The sequence below is a fragment of the Microbacterium sp. PAMC21962 genome (assembly GCF_019443465.1).
Lineage (GTDB): Bacteria > Actinomycetota > Actinomycetes > Actinomycetales > Microbacteriaceae > Microbacterium > Microbacterium hominis.
In genome coordinates this window covers 957,442-975,035 of record NZ_CP080381.1, presented here as the reverse complement: position 1 = coordinate 975,035, position 17,594 = coordinate 957,442, and the positions used below count along the sequence as shown (strand labels likewise).

Sequence of the window (17,594 nt, the reverse complement as noted above, 5' to 3'; positions counted from 1 at the left end):
GCGGGCGGCGGATCAGGAGAAGATGCCGGGCCACCAGGCGGCGGCGAGCGGGTACCCCACGAACGCGATCACGTCGATGAGGGTGTGGGCGATGACGAGCGGCATGACCCGCCCCCAGCGGTGGTAGACCCAGCCGAACACGATGCCCATCGCGACGTTGCCCGCGATCGGACCCCACCCCTGGTAGGCGTGGTACGCGCCGCGCAGCGCGGCCGTCGACAGGATGATGGTCCACGTGCCCCACCCCAGGCGTCGCAGGCGGTCGAACAGATAGCCGATGAAGATGACCTCCTCCGTCAGCCCCGCACGGACCGCCGCGAGCAGCAGCAGGGGGATCGTCCACCACGACGCGTCCAGCGGCGCGGCATCCACCTGGACGGTGATGCCGAGCGCCCGGCCGGCGACGTAGAGCCCGAGCCCCGGAATGCCGATGACGGCGACCAGCAGCGCGCCCGCGCCGAGGTCCTTGCCGAACATGCGGAAGTCCAGCCCGATGCGGCGGAACGCCGAGACTCCCGGCTCCCACAGCAGGTAGATCGCGAGGGCGATCGGAGCGAACGCGAAGAGCTGGCTGACGAGCTGGTTCAGCACGTCCCAGAACTGCGCCGCGTTGGCGCCCGGGTTGAGCGAGGTCGACTGGTCGCCCAGCGCCTGCTCCCTCGTCAGCGCCTGCACGAGGGAGAGCACCGAGAAGACGGCGGAGCGTCCGACCGACAGGGCGAGCACGATTCCGATCTCCCACCAGAGTCGGGTGTGCAGCCTCCTCGTTCTTGGCAGTTCGCCGGTGAGAGAATCGCTCATCTTGTCAGATTGCCAGATGTGCCCGGAACTGAGTTAAGGGTCTGTAACGTTTTCCCTAACGGTTTTGATCAACGCTGATCAGAACTTATGGTTTCGGTATCCGCGCCGTGGGTGTTTCACCCGCCTGCGCATCCATCCCTTACCCAGGAGGAAAATTGAAGAAGTCACGCTGGGGAGCACTTGCCGCGGTCACCGCGGCCGGCGCCCTCGCCCTGACGGGCTGCACGGCCAGCGGTGGTGGCAACGCCACCGACGCTGCGCCGACCGGTGGCACCGTCACGATGGCCATCGTGAACGACCTGACGTCGCTGAACAGCAACACGCCGCAGGGCAACCTGGACACCAACGGCCAGTACGTCTACCTGACCACGGGCGGGTTCTTCTACCCGGACAACAGCTTCAACGTCGTCAAGGACGAGTCGTTCGGCACGTACGAGAAGACCTCGGACGACCCGCTGACCGTCAAGTACACGCTGAAGAAGGACCTCAAGTGGTCCGACGGTGAGCCCATCACCGCCGACGACATGGTCCTCGCCTGGGCGATCGCCTCGGGCCACTACGACGACGCGACCACCGACGCGGACGGCAACGTCACCGGCGGCACGCAGTACTTCCAGATCGCCGGCTCGACCGCGGGCATCAACTCGACCGACTTCCCCGAGGTCGGCGACGACAACACGTCGATCACCCTGAAGTACTCCGAGCCCTACGTGGACTGGGACATCTTCAACCCGATCGCCCAGCCCGCGCACGTCGTGGCGAAGAAGGCGGGCCTGTCGACGGCCGCCGACCTGACCAAGCTGCTCGAGGGCCTGCCCAAGGGCGACCCGGCTGCTCCCGTCGCCGTCAACGACACGCTGAAGAAGGCTGCCGACTTCGTCAACACCGGCTACGACATCACGTCGTTCCCGACCGACAAGGACCTCCTCGTCACGTCGGGCCCGTGGGTCCTGTCGGCGTGGACGCCCGGCCAGTCGCTCACGTTCGAGCACAACCCGAACTACACGGGCAACCTCGCCCCGAAGATCGACAAGCTCGTCATGCGCATCATCGGTGACGCTGCCGCCCAGGTGACCGCCCTGCAGAACGGCGAGGTCGACCTCGTCTACCCGCAGGCGTCCGCCGACACCAAGAAGTCGCTCGAGGCCGTCTCCGGCGCCCAGGTCATCACCGGTGACCAGGTCTCCTACGACCACCTCGACCTGAACTTCGGCTCCGAGGTCTTCAGCGACGCGACGGTCCGTGAGGCGTTCCTGCTCACGATCCCGCGCCAGCAGATCCTCGACGCGATCGTGACGCCGGTCAACCCCGACGCCAAGGTCCTCGACTCGCAGCTGTGGCTGCCGAGCCAGTCGGAGTACGCGACCACGGTCAAGCAGAACGGTTCGGACAAGTACGACCCGTCGAAGCTCGACGAGAACATCGCCAAGGCCAAGGAGCTCCTCGCCGGCAAGACGCCGACCGTGAAGATCCTCTACAACACCAAGAACCCGAACCGCGTGGACGAGTTCCAGGCGATCCAGTCCTCGGCGGCGAAGGCCGGCTTCCAGGTCGTCGACGGCGGAGACCCCAAGTGGTCGACGCTCCTCGCCGGCGGCAACTACGACGCGTCGCTGTTCGGCTGGATCTCGGCCGGCATCGGCACGGCGCAGATCCCGCAGCTGTTCGCCTCGGACGGCGGCGGTAACTACAACCGCTTCACCGCGGCCAACGACGACGCCGTGGCCACGCAGACCACCGTCGACAAGGACAAGCTGACCGACCTCATGCTGGCGATCGACAAGACCGCCTTCACCGAGGGCTACGGCCTGCCCCTCTTCCAGGCACCCGGCATCTACGGCGTCTCCAGCAAGCTGGACGGCGTGAAGTACATGGGCAACCAGACCGGTCCGATCTGGAACAACTGGGAGTGGTCCGTCAAGAAGAGCACCAACACCAAGTAGTACCCACGCCAGGGTGGCGTCTACGGTAGATCCCGAAGGCGCCACCCTGGCCCCTGTCTGTCAACCGATGGGACGGGCGATCGCAACCCGATGCCGCCGTCCCGTCGCACGTCGAAGTGAGTGACCTTTGGTCGGTTTCATTCTCCGTAGGGTCGGTGTGTCGATCCTCATCCTTCTTGCGGCATCCTTCGTGATGTTCAACCTCGTCGCGTTGTCCACGGATCCGCTCGAGGATCTGCGCGCGTCGAACAACCCCAACAAGCAGCAGCTCATCGAGGCGCGCATCCAGCTCGCCAACCTCGATGTGGCGCCGCCGCTGCGGTGGGCGATGTGGGTCGGGGGAGCCGCCAAGTGCCTCATCCCGTTCGCCAACGCCTGCGACCTCGGCACCACGTTCCAGGGCGCGCCCGTGACGGACGTCCTGCCGATCGCCATGGTCTCCACGGTTCAGATGGTCACAGCGGCGCTGCTGCTGGCCATCCTGTTCGGTATCTCCACCGGCATCCTCTCCGCCCTTCGCGAGAACAGCGGCTTCGACGTGTCCTTCACGGTGCTGAGCCTGTTCCTGTACTCGCTGCCGTCGTTCCTCGCGGCCGCGCTGCTGAAGAACTTCGTCGCGATCGGCTTCAACGACTTCCTGCAGGATCCGGTGATCCCCATCGTGGTCTCGATCGTCATCGGACTCGTGGTCGCCCTCATCGTCCAAGCCGTGGTGGGCGGGGACGCCCGCCGGAGGCTGACCTCCGGGGGCACGAGCTTCGTGCTCACCGCGGGCCTGCTGCTGTACATGAGCGCCACCGGCTGGTTCCTCACCCCCGGGTTCGGACCCATCGGCGTGATCGTGCTGAGCGCGGGAGCCGCGCTCGGCGTGACCCTCCTCATCGCGGGGCTGCGCCAGCGCCGCGCGCTGCTGACCGCCGGCATCGTCGCCGTCGTCGGCATCGTCTGCTACTTCGCGCTCCAGGGCCTGTTCGACGTGTCGACCTTCTGGACGCTCGTCATCCTGTTCGTGATCGCCCTCGCGGTCGGACTCGCCACCGGCTTCTTCGTCGGCGGCGATGACCGCGCGCAGAACATGCGCATCGGAGTGCTCGTCGCGATCCTGGTCAGCGTCATCATCCTGATCGACCGCTTCATGCAGTCCTTCCCCGGGTACATGGACGACATGAACGGTCGCCCGATCGCGACCGTCGGCTCGTCCACCCCCGGCTACGCCCCGGACAACATGTGGCGCGTCGGTCTCGACGTCTTCTTCCACCTGTTGCTTCCCACGGTGTCGCTGCTCACGATCTCGTTCGCCGGCTACACGCGCTACGCGCGCGCGGGCATGATCGAGGTGCTCAGCCAGGACTACGTGCGCACCGCCCGCGCCAAGGGCATGCCCGAGCGCGTCGTCGTCGTCCGTCACGCGTTCCGCAACGTGCTCATCCCCATCACGACGCTGGTCGCGACGGACCTCGGCGGCTTGTTGGGTGGTGCGATCATCACCGAGTTCATCTTCGCGATCCCCGGCATGGGCGCCCTGTTCCAGAGATCCCTGGGGCCGGGTGACCTGTACCCCGTGATGGGCTACTTCATCGTCATCGCCTTCATGGCCATCCTGTTCAACTTCCTTGCCGATCTCGCGTATGCGGCACTCGACCCGAGAGTGAGGGTCCGCTGATGTCCAGCACCATCTCCGAAGCCCCCGGTGACGTCGAGGAGACGCGCTCGGTCAGCCAGAGCCGCATCATCTGGCGTCGCTTCCTCTCCCAGAAGGTCGGCCTCATCGCCGCCATCGTGCTGCTGGCCGTCGTCGCGTTCGCGACGAGCGCCGTCGGCGTGGGCCCCATCCCGGGCTGGTGGAAGTACAACTGGTACGACCTGTCGAACAGCGTGAACGGCGGCGAGCCGACGCTGACGCTGATCCCGTTCTCGCTCGGCGACCACCCCTTCGGCCAGGACCGCATCGGTCGCGACTACTTCGCGATGACGATGCGCGGCATCCAGAACTCGTTCGTCGCCATGGTGCTCATCACGGGCATCGCGCTCGTGGTGGGTGTGACCGTCGGCGCCATCGCCGGCTACTTCCGCGGGTGGGTGGATGCCGTCCTCATGCGCTTGACGGACGTGTTCATCGTGATCCCGGCCATCGTCATCGCGGCGGTCGTCGGAAACTGGGCCGGCGCCGTCGGCGTGTGGGTGCTCGGCATCATGCTCGGCTTCTTCAGCTGGATGGTCATCGCCCGTCTGGTGCGCGGCGAGTTCCTCTCGCTGCGCGAGCGCGAGTTCGTGGAGGCCGCGCGCGTGGCCGGCGCCTCCGACGCCCGGATCATCTTCCGCCACATCCTGCCCAACGCGACCGGCGTCATCATCGTCTCGGGCTCGCTCCTGGCGGCCGGCGCGATCCTGCTCGAGGCGGCGATCTCGCTGCTGGGCTACGGCATCCGCTCTCCTGATGTGTCGCTGGGTCTGCTCATCGGCGTGAACCAGTCGGCGTTCACCGTGCGTCCGTGGCTGTTCTGGTGGCCCGCCCTGTTCATCGTCGTGCTGGCGCTGTCGGCGAACATCTTCGGCGACGCGCTGCGCGAGGCGTTCGACCCGCGCAGCCGCCGGTTCTCCCGCCGTCGCACGAAGGACCGTGCGAACGGCGTCGAGCCGGATGTCGCGCCGCCGACGTCGCTGATGGATGCCGGTGCGCAGAACCCCCGGACCGGAACGCCGACCCTGCAGGATCCGGAGTAAGCCGGATGCGGTCAGAGGTTCAGCAGCGCCGGGAACGTCGCGCCGACCAGCAGCACGGTGAGCGCGATGGCGCCGACGTGCACGCGGGTGCGGGCGCGGTCGCTGGCCGCGCGTCCGAGCGGGATGCGCTCCTGTTCGACCAGTGCGCTCCAGACGCCGCGCACGATGTAGGCGGCGTCGCCCGAGTCGGTGCCCAGCGCGTCGGACTTGCGCAGGACGCCGCCCTCCTGATGCGGTCCGAGGCTGTCGCGCCCGCCGCGGGGTCGCGTGAGCGCGCCGGCGGCCGGAGCCGCCGACGACCGGTACCGCCGGCCCGGCGTGACGACGGTCAGAGCGAAGCGCGTGTCGATGTCGACCACGATCGTCCACGGGATCTCGACGGTCGCGTACGGGTTGACGAGCGTGATGGCGGCGTCATCCCAGTGGATGCGCGGACGCCAGAACAGCTCGGCGACCAGCACGGCCAGCAGAGCCAGCGGCACCAGGCCCCACAGGTACGCCGACGTCCGCGCCGCGCCCACCAGCACGACGAGCATCGCCCCCACGGCGATCGCCGCCCACGCGCCGATCGAGATCACGGTGTTGGTGGTCGACCGGTACTGGCGCACATCTTCCGTCATCCCCCCATCGTCGCATCCCGGATCACGAGTCCGTTCGCACGCACAACAGAAGGAACCCGCCGATGAGAACGTCCCGCGGCATGCTGCCCACCACTGAGGCGCACCAGCCGGATCGCGGCCCGGTGCTCGAGGTCACGGACCTCAATGTCGACTTCGGTGTCGACGGCTACTGGGTGCCCGCGGCGCGGCACGTGTCCTACTCGATCGCCTCGGGGGAGGTGCTCGCCATCGTCGGCGAGTCCGGCTCGGGCAAGAGCGTCTCGTCGATGTCGCTGCTCGGTCTCCTCCCCAAGAACTCGCGGGTGAGCGGCAGTGCGAAGCTCGACGGCCGCGAGCTGATCGGGATGAAGCCGCGCGACATGCAGGAGATCCGCGGCAACCAGATCTCGATGATCTTCCAGGAGCCGATGACCGCGCTGAACCCGGTGCTGACCGTCGGGTTCCAGATCGTGGAGACCCTGCGCCAGCACTTCGGCGTCTCCCCGGCGGAGGCCAAGGCGCGAGCGATCGAGCTGCTGACCCTCGTCGAGCTGCCCGACCCGGTGAAGGCGTTCGACTCCTACCCCCACCAGCTGTCCGGCGGTCAGCGCCAGCGCGCGATGATCGCGCAGTCGCTGTCCTGCGACCCGCTGCTGCTGGTCGCCGACGAGCCCACCACGGCCCTCGACGTGACGGTGCAGGCCGAGATCCTCGAGCTGATGCGCAAGCTGCAGGACCGGCTCGGCTCCGCCATCCTGCTCATCACGCACGACATGGGCGTCGTCGCCGACATGGCCGACCGCATCGTGGTCATGCGTCAGGGCGACATCGTCGAGACGGGCGCCGTGGCCGAGGTGTTCGCCGATCCGCAGCATCCGTACACGCGTGCGCTCCTGGCGGCCGTGCCGCGGATCACCACCGAGGACCTGCAGGCTCCCGAGGCGGCCCATCCGACCGCTCCGGTCGTCGTCTCCTTCGACGACGTCGCGATCGAGTACCCCAAGCGCGGCCGCGTGCCGGCTTTCCGCGCGGCGGACCACATCGACCTGAAGATCTATCAGGGCGAAGTGCTGGGCCTCGTCGGCGAGTCGGGGTCGGGCAAGACGACGATCGGACGCGCGACGATCGGCCTGCTGCCGATCCACTCCGGACGTCTCGAGGTGGCCGGGATGGACATCTCGAAGGCCGGCCGCGATCAGTTGCACGCGCTGCACCACGAGGTGGGCATCGTCTTCCAGGACCCCTCCAGCTCGCTGAACCCGCGCATGACCATCGGCGACTCCATCGCCGAGCCGATCCTGCTGTCGGAGAAGATCAAGGGCGCCCCGCTCGACAAGCGCGTCCGGGCGCTGCTGGACTCGGTGCGCCTGCCGCGCGAGTACGCCTCGCGCTACCCGCACGAGCTCTCCGGCGGCCAGAAGCAGCGTGTCGGCATCGCCCGCGCGCTCGCGCTGAACCCGAAGGTGCTCGTGGCCGACGAGCCCACCAGCGCGCTGGACGTCTCGGTGCAGGCGACGGTGCTCGAGCTGCTGAAGGACCTCCAGCGCGAGCGCGGGTTCGCGTGCCTGTTCATCAGCCACGACCTCGCCGTCATCGACGAGCTCGCCGACCGCATCGCCGTGATGCGCCACGGCGCGCTCGTCGAGGTGGGCAGCCGCGACCAGATCATGCGCCGCCCGCAGCAGGCGTACACCAAGCGGCTGCTGGCCGCCGTCCCCGTCCCCGACCCGGAGATCCAGCGCGAGCGTCGCGACCGGCGCCTGGCCGATCTGGCCGCCGGCGTCGACGCCGACGAGGTTCCCGGAGACGCCGCTCCGGCGTGACGGTCGGCACCGGCGATGCCGCGGGGGACGCCGCGGCATCCGGCTTGTAGAATGGGAGGCGCTCTGCTCGGAGCGTCTCCCTTTCTCGTTAGGTCATCTCCATGGCGCACGCCCTCCGTCCGGATCTCCGCAACGTCGCGATCGTCGCGCACGTCGACCACGGCAAGACGACGCTCGTGGATGCCATGCTCCGTCAGACCGGCTCGTTCGGCTCTCACGAGCACATGGAGGAGCGGGCGATGGACTCGAACGACCTCGAGCGCGAGAAGGGCATCACGATCCTCGCCAAGAACACGGCGATCACCTACAACGGCCTGCACACCGAGGTGCCGGTCACGATCAACGTGATCGACACCCCCGGCCACGCCGACTTCGGCGGCGAGGTCGAGCGCGGTCTGTCGATGGTCGACGGCGTCGTGCTGCTGGTGGATGCCTCGGAGGGCCCTCTGCCGCAGACGCGCTTCGTCCTGCGTAAGGCGCTGGAGGCGAAGCTGCCGGTGATCCTGCTGGTCAACAAGACCGACCGCCCCGACGCGCGCATCGCCGAGGTCGAGGAGGAGGCGCACGACCTTCTGCTGGGTCTCGCCGGCGACCTCGTCGACGACGTGCCCGACCTCGACGTCGACGCCCTGCTGGACGTTCCCGTCGTCTACGCGTCCGGCCGTGCCGGCGCGGCCTCGCGCAACCGTCCCGCCAACGGCGAGCTGCCCGACAACGACGACCTCGAGCCGCTGTTCGAGGCGATCCTCGAGCACGTCCCGGCTCCCGCGTACGACGACGAGGCGCCCCTGCAGGCCTGGGTCACCAACCTCGACTCCTCGCCGTTCCTCGGCCGCCTGGCGCTGCTGCGCGTCTTCAACGGCACCCTGAAGAAGGGCCAGACCGTCGCGTGGGTGCGCCACGACGGCACGCACTCCAACGCGCGGATCACCGAGCTGCTGAAGACCCGTGCGCTCGAGCGCTACCCGGCCGAGTCCGCCGGCCCCGGCGACATCGTCGCCATCGCCGGCATCGAGGACATCACGATCGGCGAGACGATCGCCGACCCCGAGGACGTGCGGCCGCTGCCGGCCATCACGGTCGACGACCCCGCGATCTCGATGACCATCGGCACGAACACGTCGCCGCTGATGGGCAAGGTCAAGGGGCACAAGCTGACGGCGCGCATGGTGAAGGACCGCCTCGACCGTGAGCTCATCGGCAACGTTTCGCTCAAGGTCGTCGACATCGGACGCCCCGACGCCTGGGAGGTGCAGGGCCGCGGCGAGCTGGCCCTCGCCATCCTCGTCGAGAACATGCGTCGCGAGGGCTTCGAGCTGACGGTCGGCAAGCCGCAGGTGGTCACCCGCCGCGGCGAGGACGGCAAGCTCAAGGAGCCGTTCGAGCACCTGACGATCGACGCCCCCGAGGAGCACCTCGGCGCGATCACCCAGCTCATGGCCGCCCGCAAGGGTCGCATGGACACGATGACCAACCACGGCACCGGCTGGGTGCGCATGGAGTTCGTCGTGCCCTCGCGCGGTCTCATCGGCTTCCGCAGCGAGTTCCTCACGATCACGCGCGGCACCGGCATCGCCAACGCGATCTCGCACGGGTACGACGACTGGGCCGGTCAGATCACGACGCGCCAGAACGGCTCGATCGTCGCGGACCGCCAGGGCGTCGTCACGCCGTTCGCGATGATCGCGCTGCAGGAGCGCATGAGCTTCTTCGTGCAGCCGACCGAAGAGGTCTACGAGGGCATGGTCATCGGCGAGAACTCACGCGCCGACGACATGGACGTCAACATCACGAAGGAGAAGAAGCTGACGAACATGCGCTCGTCGACCTCCGACTCCTTCGAGTCGATGACGCCGCCGCGCGTGCTCACGCTCGAGGAGTCGCTCGAGTTCGCGCGCGACGACGAATGCGTGGAGGTCACCCCCGAGAAGGTGCGCATCCGCAAGGTCGTGCTCGACGCGACCGAGCGCGGCCGCGCCGCCTCCCGCGCGAAGCGCCAGGACGCCGGCGCGTAAGCGCGCCGCCCGTCGCCGAACCGCCACGCTCCGGCCGAACCGCTATCCGGCGGTGCGGCCGGAGCGTGGCGGCTCGGCCGGGGGATAGCGGCTCGCGGCGGGGGTCAGCGCACCTCGGAGACGAGGACGGCGGTGGTGCCGGGGCGGCGGGCCTCGAACACGTGCGGAGCATCTCCGCGGTAGCGCAGATAGTCTCCGGGGCCGAGCTCTACCGGTGCGTCCGTCGGACCTACGAGCGCGGAGCCCGTGACGATGACGACGTGCTCCGTGGTGCCGGGGGAGTGCGGCTGCGACGAGCGGGGTGAGCCGGGCTCGGCACGCAGGAGGTACAGGTCGCTGCGCGACTGCGGAGCCCCCGCCGCCAGCAGCAGCGCCTCGTACGGCGCGTCCGACGCGCGGATGCCGCTGCCGTCGCGGGCGCGGATGAGCGTGGGGGCCTCGTCGGGTTCCGCCACGAACACGGCGAACGGCACGTCCAGCGCCGTCGCGATCGCCCACAGGGTCTCGACACTGGGGTTGGCCGTGCCGGATTCGAGCTGCGACACGGTGGCCTTGCCGACACCGGCCCGACGGGCGAGCTCTGACACGCTCAGCCCGGCGCGGTCGCGTTCGCGGCGGAGGGCGTGCGAGATCCGAGGGCCGAGGGCATCCATGTCGTTCAGTATGGCAAACATTCGTTCGGTTTGACGAACGCGCGTCCGCTCGTGATGATGGTGTCCATGGATGCCGGGAGCGTGCGCACTGCCGCCGAGCGCCGCGCGTGGCGCGAAGGTGTCGGCGTCGCGGTCGCCACGAGCGCCTACGGCGTGTCGTTCGGCGCCCTGTCCGTGGCCTCCGGGCTGGACGTGTGGCAGACGTGCCTGCTCAGCCTCGTGATGTTCACGGGAGGATCCCAGTTCGCGTTCGTCGGCGTCATCGGCGCCGGGGGAGTCGCCGCGGCCCCGGCGGCGATCGCCTCGGCCGTGCTGCTGGGGGCGCGCAACATCGCGTACGGTCTGCGGATGGCGCCGGTCGTCGGGTCCGGCTGGCGGCGCCTCTTCGCGCCGCATCTGACGATCGACGAGTCGACCGCCGTCGCGCTCGCCCACTCCGAGCCGCGGGCTCGTCGCATCGGGTTCTGGGTGACCGGTATCGGTATCTACATCGGCTGGAACCTCTCCACCCTCGCCGGTGGCCTGCTGGGCGACGTTCTCGGTGACCCCCGGGCGTACGGTCTCGATGCGGCCGCGGCCGCCGCCTTCCTGGCGTTGCTGTGGCCGCGCCTGCGCCGTCGGCAGGCGATCGCCGTGGGCGTCGCCGCGGCGGTCGTCGCGACCGCCCTGACGCCGGTGCTCATGCCGGGGATCCCCGTGCTGGTCGCCGCCGTCGTGGCGATCGCCGTGGGATGGACCAACGCGTTCGGCGAGAGGGCGAGGACATGACGCTCTGGACCGCGGTGCTCGTCGCAGCCCTGCTGTGCCTCGCCCTCAAGGCGCTGGGCTACGTCATCCCCGCGCGATGGTTCGAGGCCCCGCGTGCGCAGCGATCGATCGATCTGCTCACCGTGGCCCTGCTGGCTGCGCTGGTGGCGGTGCAGACGCTCGGCGTCGGCCAGCAGATCGTCGCCGACGCCCGGGTCCCGGCGGTCGTGATCGCGGCGGGACTGCTGATCCTGCGCGCGCCGTTCCTGGTGGTCGTGGTGGCCGCGGCGGTCGTCGCCGCGCTCCTGCGGGCGTGGGGATGGGCGACGTAGACTCGCCGGGTGAGAATCGCACGGATCGGCACGTGGGCGGTCGCCGCCGTCATCGGACTCGTCTACGGCGCCGCGGGGACGATCGGGCAAGCCGCCTCCTGGGGCGCCCTTCCCGTCGGGCTCGTCGTCGCCGTCATCGGCACGGGCGCGCTCCTTCTCGCCGTCCGTCTGCTCACCGGCGACCGGTGGGCGGGCCTGGCCACGGGGCTCGGCGTGCTGCTGACGACCCTGGCGCTGTCGGGTCGCGGACCGGGCGGATCGGTCGTCGTGCCCGCCCCCGCCGACGGGCAACTGTCGACGGGGCTGATCTGGACCTTCGCGGTGCCCGTGATGGCGGCGATCGTCGTCGCCTGGCCGCAGCTGCCGGCATCCGCTCGGCGGACGGCCCCGCTTCACGACGACACCACGGGCACGAACTAGACTCAAGACGTGACATATGTGATCGCCCTGCCGTGCGTGGATGTGAAGGATCGTGCCTGTATCGACGAATGCCCCGTCGACTGCATCTACGAAGGTGAGCGTTCGCTCTACATCCACCCCGACGAGTGCGTCGACTGCGGCGCGTGCGAGCCGGTCTGCCCCGTCGAGGCGATCTACTACGAAGACGATCTGCCCGAGGAGTGGCAGGACTACTACACGGCGAACGTCGAGTTCTTCGAGGACATCGGCTCGCCCGGCGGCGCGGCCAAGGTCGGCGTGATCGCGAAGGACCATCCCGTGATCTCGGCCCTTCCCCCGCAGACGCACTGATGGCCGTCCGCGATCTCGACGACTACCCGTGGGATGCCGTCGCACCCTACGCCGCGCGCGCGAAGGCGCACCCCGACGGGATCGTCGACCTCTCCATCGGATCGCCCGTCGACCCGACCCCGGAGATCGTGGCCGACGCCCTGCGTGCGGCGACCGACGCGCACTCCTACCCGTTGACGGTCGGGTCGCCCGCGCTGCGCGAGGCGATCGTCGACTGGTACGCGCGTCGCCGCGGCGTTCCCGGCCTCACCACGCAGGAGGTCCTGCCGACGGTCGGGTCGAAGGAGCTGGTGGCGCTGCTGCCGCTGCTGCTCGACCTCGGTCCGGGCGACGTCGTGGTCCACCCCCGCGCGGCCTACCCGACGTACGAGGTGGGAGCGAAGCTCGTCGGCGCCTCGCCGGTCGCCGCCGACGACCCGGCCGAGTGGCCCGAGGGCACGCGGCTGGTCTGGCTCAACACGCCCGGCAACCCCGACGGACGCGTCCTGGACGTCGACGCGCTGCGCGCTGCGATCGAGCGCGGCCGGGCGATCGGTGCCATCGTCGTGAGCGACGAGTGCTACGCCGAGCTCGGATGGGACGGCCCGTGGGCCACGCAGCCGGTGCCGAGCATCCTCGATCCCCGCGTGGTCGGGTCAGACCGCCGCGGCATCCTGTCGGTGTACTCCCTCAGCAAGCAGTCGAACCTGGCCGGATACCGCGCCGCTTTCCTCGCCGGCGACGACGCGCTCGTCGCGCGGCTGCTGACGGCGCGCAAGCACCTGGGGCTCATGCTGCCGGCGCCCGTGCAGGCGGCGATGACCGTCGCGCTGGGCGATGACGCCCACGTCGCCGAGCAGCGCGAGCGCTACCGCGTCCGGCGCGACATCCTCCGTCCCGCGCTGGAAGCGGCGGGCTTCCGCATCGACCACTCCGAGGGCGGCCTGTACCTGTGGGCGACCGAGGGGGTGGATGCGTGGGAGTCGATGAGCCGCCTGGCGGAGCTCGGCATCCTCGCCGGGCCGGGACACTTCTACGGGGCCCACTTTCCGCAGCACGTCCGCTTCTCGCTGACGGCGAGCGACGAGCGCATCCGCGCCGCGGCTGCGCGTCTGCGCTGAGACCTTCGTAGCTTTCCTCCTACGGATTCCCGATTCCTTTGCGGTGGATCTGAGTAGGCCCGCGCGCCCAGTAGGCTGTAAAGGATCCCCCAACGACCGCAAGGAGGCTTCGTGAGCGACGCGGGAAACCCCCAGAAGGCCACGGTCACCGTCGGTGACCGCACCGCAGAACTGCCGATCCTCACCGGCACCGAAGGCGTGCCGAGCGTCGACTTCTCGACCTTCACGAAGCAGACCGGACATACGAGCCTGGACTACGGCTTCGTCAACACGGCGGCGACGAAGTCGGCCATCACCTTCATCGACGGCGACGAGGGCATCCTGCGCTATCGCGGGTATCCGATCGAGCAGCTGGCGAAGAACAGCACCTATCTCGAGGTGGCGTGGCTCCTGCTCTACGGCGAGCTGCCGACCGCCGACGAGCTCGCCGACTGGGACGACAAGATCCGCCACCACACGCTGCTGCACGAGGATCTCAAGCGCTTCTTCTCGTCGCTTCCGCACACCGCGCACCCGATGTCGGTGCTCTCGGCCGCCACGGCCGCGCTCTCGACCTACTACGAGGGGCAGTCCGACCCCAACAATCCCGAGCACGTCGAGCTCAACACGATCCGCCTGCTCGCGAAGCTCCCGGTCATCGCCGCCTATGCGCACAAGAAGAGCATCGGACAGGCCTTCCTCTACCCCGACAACTCGCTGAGCTTCGTCGACAACTTCCTGAAGCTGAACTTCGGCAACCTCGCCGAGGTGTACCAGGTGAACCCGGTGACCTCCCGCGCGCTCGAGCGGCTGCTGATCCTGCACGAAGACCACGAGCAGAACGCGTCGACCTCGACGGTGCGACTGGTCGGCTCGACAGGGGCCAACCAGTTCTCGTCGATCTCGGCGGGCATCAACGCCCTCTACGGCCCGCTGCACGGCGGCGCCAACGAGGCCGTGCTCGACATGCTCGCGCGCATCCAGGAGTCCGGCGAGAGCGTGCAGCGCTTCGTCGAGCGGGTCAAGAACAAGGAAGACGGCGTCAAGCTCATGGGCTTCGGACACCGCGTCTACAAGAACTACGACCCGCGCGCGAAGCTCGTCAAGGAGTCGGCGGACGAGATCCTCGCCGAGCTGGGCGTGCACGACCCGCTGCTCGATCTCGCGCAGGAGCTGGAGCAGGTCGCCCTGGAGGACGACTACTTCAAGGAGCGCCGGCTGTACCCGAACGTCGACTTCTACACCGGCGTCATCTACAAGGCGATGGGCTTTCCCACGCGCATGTTCACGCCGCTGTTCGCGATCGGGCGGCTCCCGGGATGGCTCGCGCACTGGCGCGAGATGCAGCACGACCCGCAGACGAAGATCGGCCGTCCGCAGCAGCTGTACGTCGGCGCGGCCGAGCGAGACTATCCCGGCGCACGCTGACGCGGCATCCGGCGGACGCCTCGGCGGGATCCACTAGGGTCGAGCCATGTCGCGTCTGCTGGTCCGCCGTCCCTCGCCCCGCCTCGCCGACGGCGAGGTCACGCACATCGGTCGCACGTCGGTCGACGCCGGCCTCGCCCAGCGGCAGTGGGAGGCGTACGTCGACGTCTTCCGTTCGCGCGGTTGGCAGATCCAGGAGATCGCACCCGCGGACGACCAGCCCGACGGGGTCTTCGTCGAGGATGCCGTGGTCGTCTTCGACGACCTCGCGGTGCTGTGCCGGGCCGGCGCGCCGTCGCGCCGCGGTGAGGCGGCGTCGGTGCGGGATGCCCTGGCGGACACCGGACTGCAGACGGCCGAGATCGTCGCGCCGGGCACCCTCGACGGTGGTGACGTCCTGAAGGTCGGCCGGACCGTGTACGTCGGCGCGTCCGCCCGCACGAACGCGGACGGCATCGCCCAGCTGACCGCGCTGCTCGCCCCGCGCGGGTGGTCGGTGGTCGCGGTGCCGGTCGAGCGCGTGCTGCACCTCAAGAGCGGTGTCACGGCGCTGCCCGACGGCACGGTGGTGGGGTACGAGCCGCTCGTCGACGATCCGTCGGCGTTCCCCGTCTTCGAGGCGGTGCCGGAGGAGCACGGCACGGCGGTGGTCGTGCTCGGCCCGACGGAGGTGCTGATGTCGGCGGACGCCCCGGAGACCGCCGAGCGCTACGCCGCGCGCGGGCTGACGGTGGTCGCGACGCCGATCACCGAGTTCGAGAAGCTCGAGGGCTGCGTGACCTGCCTCTCGGTCCGCATCCGCGACTGAACGGGATCGGAGCCGCGCAACGGATGCGGTCGGCGCGAGCCGCGGCATCCGATGCTGTCGTCGAACTCCGATTCTGCGACGCGGGTCAGTGCGCGATCGTCGCGGCGTAATCCGGCACGTAGTTCTGCAGTTCGCGCGGGGGCCGCTCATAGCCGCCGGAGGCGGGGCGCGGCGGGATGTCGATGGGAGCGCGCTCGACGTCCTCGTAGGGGATCTGCGTCAGCAGGTGGTGGATCATGTTGATCCGTCCGCGACGCTTGTCCTCGTTGTCGACCTCGAACCACGGCGACTCGGGGATGTCGGTGTGCACGAACATCGTGTCCTTCGCGCGCGAGTAGTCCTCCCACTTCGTGATGGACAGGACGTCGTTGGGCGAGAGCTTCCACCGTCGCATCGGGTCGTCGTTGCGCGAGCGGAACCGCTTCTCCTGCTCCACGTCGGAGACGCTGAACCAGTACTTCTTCAGCAGGATGCCGTCTTCCACCAGCATCCGCTCGAAGATCGGCACCTGGTGCAGGAAGCGATGGTATTCGGCGTTGGTGCAGTACCCCATCACGTGCTCGACGCCCGCGCGGTTGTACCAGGAGCGGTCCATCAGGACGATCTCGCCGGCGGCCGGGAGGTGGGCGATGTAGCGCTGGAAGTACCACTCCGACTTCTCGCGCTCGGTCGGCGTCGGCAGGGCGACCACGCGGGTGACGCGCGGATTGAGGTATTGGGAGACGCGACTGATCGTGGATCCCTTGCCGGCCGCGTCACGCCCCTCGAAGATGACGACGATGCGCGCGCCCGTGGACTGGACCCACGCCTGCATGTCGACCAGCTGCGCCTGCAGCCGCTTCAGTTCGCGTTCGTACGGCTTCTTCGGCATCCGGTCGCTCATGACCAGATCGTAGCCGCCGCCGGCTCTCAGGCGTGCAGCGCCTCGTTGAGGGTGACCCCCACGCCCTCGCGGCGCACGGCCTCGACGGCGCCCGTGAGCGAGTTCCGCCGGAAGAGCAGGCTGTTCTGCCCCGACAGCTGCCCGCCCTTGACGACCGGGCGCGACCCGTCGTGCAGCGGCGCCTCGTTCGAGAGCACGATCTTGGTGCCCGCCGTCACGTAGAGGCCGGCCTCGACGATGCAGTCGTCGCCGAGGGAGATGCCGATGCCCGCGTTGGCGCCCAGGAGCGTCCGCGCGCCGATGGACACCCGGTGCGTCCCGCCGCCGGACAGAGTGCCCATGATCGACGCGCCGCCGCCGATGTCCGAGCCGTCGCCCACGACGACGCCCTGCGAGATGCGGCCCTCCACCATGGACGCGCCGAGGGTGCCGGCGTTGAAGTTGACGAATCCCTCGTGCATGACCGTGGTGCCGGGGGAGAGGTACGCGCCCAGGCGCACCCGGGAGGCGTCCGCGATGCGCACGCCCGGCGGCGTGACGTAGTCGAGCAGGCGCGGGAACTTGTCGAGGCCGTGCACCTGGATGCCGGCGCGCTGCAGGGCCGGCCGGAGCCGCTCCGCATCGCCCGGATGCATGGGACCCGCGGTGGTCCACGCGACGATCGGCAGGTGCCCGAAGATGCCGTCGAGGTTGAGGTCGTTGGGCGCGACGACGCGGTGCGAGAGCGCGTGCAGGCGCAGGTACGCATCGGGCGTCGAGGCGGGCGCCGCATCGAGGTCCACCGCGACGGTGACGAGCTCGACCCCGACCGCGCGGCGCTCGTCGGGCTCGGCGAAGGAACCCCACGTCGCGGCGGCCGCAGCGACGTCGGCGTCGGTGGGAGCGCCGAGGCGCACCTCCGGGAACCAGGTGTCCAGCACCGTCCCGTCGCCGCTCGTCGTCGCCAGGCCGATGCCCCATACCGTCCGCTGCTCACTCATGCGTCCAGGCTATCGAAGCGGCGGGCCTC

17 protein-coding genes are annotated in these 17,594 nt (G+C 69.4%); 12 read left to right on the top strand and 5 right to left on the bottom strand.

The genetic code is table 11. The features are described from left to right. Positions 1 to 12 precede the first annotated feature (12 nt). A complete protein-coding gene (locus tag KY498_RS04840; protein WP_060960145.1) occupies positions 13 to 801 on the bottom strand; it encodes a CPBP family intramembrane glutamic endopeptidase in 789 nt (262 codons plus the stop codon). Between the two features lie 155 nt (positions 802 to 956). On the opposite strand from KY498_RS04840, the gene KY498_RS04835 reads away from it, so the two are divergent. The 3 genes from KY498_RS04835 to KY498_RS04825 all read left to right on the top strand — a co-directional run bounded on the left by KY498_RS04835 (position 957) and on the right by KY498_RS04825 (position 5,468). Then, positions 957 to 2,744: an ABC transporter family substrate-binding protein gene (locus tag KY498_RS04835; protein ID WP_060960146.1), complete on the top strand. Its 1,788-nt coding sequence runs from the start codon at positions 957 to 959 to the stop codon at positions 2,742 to 2,744. A 157-nt stretch (positions 2,745 to 2,901) separates the two neighbouring features. Beyond that, the gene (locus KY498_RS04830) at positions 2,902 to 4,407 is read left to right on the top strand and encodes an ABC transporter permease (RefSeq protein ID WP_191008404.1); all 1,506 of its coding nucleotides are present in this window, start codon (positions 2,902 to 2,904) and stop codon (positions 4,405 to 4,407) included. Continuing rightward, positions 4,407 to 5,468: an ABC transporter permease gene (locus KY498_RS04825; protein ID WP_060960148.1), complete on the top strand. Its 1,062-nt coding sequence runs from the start codon at positions 4,407 to 4,409 to the stop codon at positions 5,466 to 5,468. The genes KY498_RS04830 and KY498_RS04825 overlap by 1 nt, the downstream gene beginning before the upstream one ends. 11 nt (positions 5,469 to 5,479) lie before the next feature. Here the strand turns inward: KY498_RS04825 and KY498_RS04820 are convergent, their stop codons facing one another. Beyond that, on the bottom strand, positions 5,480 to 6,088 hold the full coding sequence (locus KY498_RS04820; protein ID WP_060960149.1) for a hypothetical protein: 609 nt from the start codon (positions 6,086 to 6,088) through the stop codon (positions 5,480 to 5,482). 62 nt (positions 6,089 to 6,150) lie between these two features. Here KY498_RS04820 and KY498_RS04815 point away from each other — a divergent pair, with 62 nt between their 5' ends. Further along, the gene (locus tag KY498_RS04815; RefSeq protein ID WP_060960150.1) at positions 6,151 to 7,890 is read left to right on the top strand and encodes an ABC transporter ATP-binding protein; all 1,740 of its coding nucleotides are present in this window, start codon (positions 6,151 to 6,153) and stop codon (positions 7,888 to 7,890) included. Between the two features lie 101 nt (positions 7,891 to 7,991). Continuing rightward, on the top strand, positions 7,992 to 9,905 hold the full coding sequence (gene typA / locus KY498_RS04810; protein ID WP_061782245.1) for a translational GTPase TypA: 1,914 nt from the start codon (positions 7,992 to 7,994) through the stop codon (positions 9,903 to 9,905). Positions 9,906 to 10,009: 104 nt separating this feature from the next. Here typA and KY498_RS04805 read toward each other — a convergent pair whose 3' ends face one another. Next, complete coding sequence (locus KY498_RS04805; protein WP_174524674.1) at positions 10,010 to 10,558, bottom strand: helix-turn-helix domain-containing protein; 549 nt, start codon at positions 10,556 to 10,558, stop codon at positions 10,010 to 10,012. 66 nt (positions 10,559 to 10,624) lie between these two features. Here KY498_RS04805 and KY498_RS04800 point away from each other — a divergent pair, with 66 nt between their 5' ends. The 7 genes from KY498_RS04800 to ddaH all read left to right on the top strand — a co-directional run bounded on the left by KY498_RS04800 (position 10,625) and on the right by ddaH (position 15,702). Beyond that, positions 10,625 to 11,326: an AzlC family ABC transporter permease gene (locus tag KY498_RS04800; protein WP_061782255.1), complete on the top strand. Its 702-nt coding sequence runs from the start codon at positions 10,625 to 10,627 to the stop codon at positions 11,324 to 11,326. After that, positions 11,323 to 11,637 carry an AzlD domain-containing protein gene (locus KY498_RS04795; RefSeq protein ID WP_191008405.1) on the top strand — a complete coding sequence of 105 codons (315 nt, stop codon included), beginning with the start codon at positions 11,323 to 11,325 and terminating at the stop codon, positions 11,635 to 11,637. The genes KY498_RS04800 and KY498_RS04795 overlap by 4 nt, the downstream gene beginning before the upstream one ends. A gap of 9 nt (positions 11,638 to 11,646) precedes the next feature. Then, the gene (locus tag KY498_RS04790; protein WP_060960153.1) at positions 11,647 to 12,057 is read left to right on the top strand and encodes a hypothetical protein; all 411 of its coding nucleotides are present in this window, start codon (positions 11,647 to 11,649) and stop codon (positions 12,055 to 12,057) included. A gap of 9 nt (positions 12,058 to 12,066) precedes the next feature. Continuing rightward, on the top strand, positions 12,067 to 12,387 hold the full coding sequence (gene fdxA, locus KY498_RS04785) for a ferredoxin (protein ID WP_060960154.1): 321 nt from the start codon (positions 12,067 to 12,069) through the stop codon (positions 12,385 to 12,387). Continuing rightward, a complete protein-coding gene (gene dapC / locus KY498_RS04780) occupies positions 12,387 to 13,487 on the top strand; it encodes a succinyldiaminopimelate transaminase (protein ID WP_191008406.1) in 1,101 nt (366 codons plus the stop codon). Before fdxA ends, dapC begins: the two co-directional genes overlap by 1 nt. Positions 13,488 to 13,598: 111 nt before the next feature. After that, on the top strand, positions 13,599 to 14,894 hold the full coding sequence (locus tag KY498_RS04775; RefSeq protein WP_060960156.1) for a citrate synthase: 1,296 nt from the start codon (positions 13,599 to 13,601) through the stop codon (positions 14,892 to 14,894). 46 nt (positions 14,895 to 14,940) lie between these two features. Further along, positions 14,941 to 15,702 (top strand): dimethylargininase, encoded by a 762-nt coding sequence (ddaH, locus tag KY498_RS04770; protein WP_101306063.1) that lies wholly within the window; start codon positions 14,941 to 14,943, stop codon positions 15,700 to 15,702. 85 nt (positions 15,703 to 15,787) lie between these two features. Here ddaH and ppk2 read toward each other — a convergent pair whose 3' ends face one another. Together ppk2 and dapD are read right to left on the bottom strand one after the other, a co-directional pair. Next, positions 15,788 to 16,573 (bottom strand): polyphosphate kinase 2, encoded by a 786-nt coding sequence (ppk2, locus tag KY498_RS04765; protein ID WP_060960201.1) that lies wholly within the window; start codon positions 16,571 to 16,573, stop codon positions 15,788 to 15,790. 38 nt (positions 16,574 to 16,611) lie between these two features. After that, positions 16,612 to 17,565, bottom strand: coding sequence for a 2,3,4,5-tetrahydropyridine-2,6-dicarboxylate N-succinyltransferase (gene dapD, locus KY498_RS04760; protein ID WP_191008408.1), 954 nt, complete (start codon positions 17,563 to 17,565; stop codon positions 16,612 to 16,614). Positions 17,566 to 17,594 lie beyond the last annotated feature (29 nt).

Excerpts from the sequence above, each read along its gene's own strand:
- KY498_RS04840 (WP_060960145.1), bottom strand. The coding sequence starts at position 801 with ATGAGCGATTCTCTCACCGGCGAACTGCCAAGAACGAGGAGGCTGCAC.
- KY498_RS04825 (WP_060960148.1), top strand. The coding sequence starts at position 4,407 with ATGTCCAGCACCATCTCCGAAGCCCCCGGTGACGTCGAGGAGACGCGC.
- KY498_RS04820 (WP_060960149.1), bottom strand. The coding sequence starts at position 6,088 with ATGACGGAAGATGTGCGCCAGTACCGGTCGACCACCAACACCGTGATC.
- KY498_RS04815 (WP_060960150.1), top strand. The coding sequence starts at position 6,151 with ATGAGAACGTCCCGCGGCATGCTGCCCACCACTGAGGCGCACCAGCCG.
- typA (WP_061782245.1), top strand. The coding sequence starts at position 7,992 with ATGGCGCACGCCCTCCGTCCGGATCTCCGCAACGTCGCGATCGTCGCG.
- KY498_RS04805 (WP_174524674.1), bottom strand. The coding sequence starts at position 10,558 with ATGGATGCCCTCGGCCCTCGGATCTCGCACGCCCTCCGCCGCGAACGC.
- KY498_RS04800 (WP_061782255.1), top strand. The coding sequence starts at position 10,625 with ATGGATGCCGGGAGCGTGCGCACTGCCGCCGAGCGCCGCGCGTGGCGC.
- KY498_RS04795 (WP_191008405.1), top strand. The coding sequence starts at position 11,323 with ATGACGCTCTGGACCGCGGTGCTCGTCGCAGCCCTGCTGTGCCTCGCC.
- dapC (WP_191008406.1), top strand. The coding sequence starts at position 12,387 with ATGGCCGTCCGCGATCTCGACGACTACCCGTGGGATGCCGTCGCACCC.
- ddaH (WP_101306063.1), top strand. The coding sequence starts at position 14,941 with ATGTCGCGTCTGCTGGTCCGCCGTCCCTCGCCCCGCCTCGCCGACGGC.
- ppk2 (WP_060960201.1), bottom strand. The coding sequence starts at position 16,573 with ATGCCGAAGAAGCCGTACGAACGCGAACTGAAGCGGCTGCAGGCGCAG.
- dapD (WP_191008408.1), bottom strand. The coding sequence starts at position 17,565 with ATGAGTGAGCAGCGGACGGTATGGGGCATCGGCCTGGCGACGACGAGC.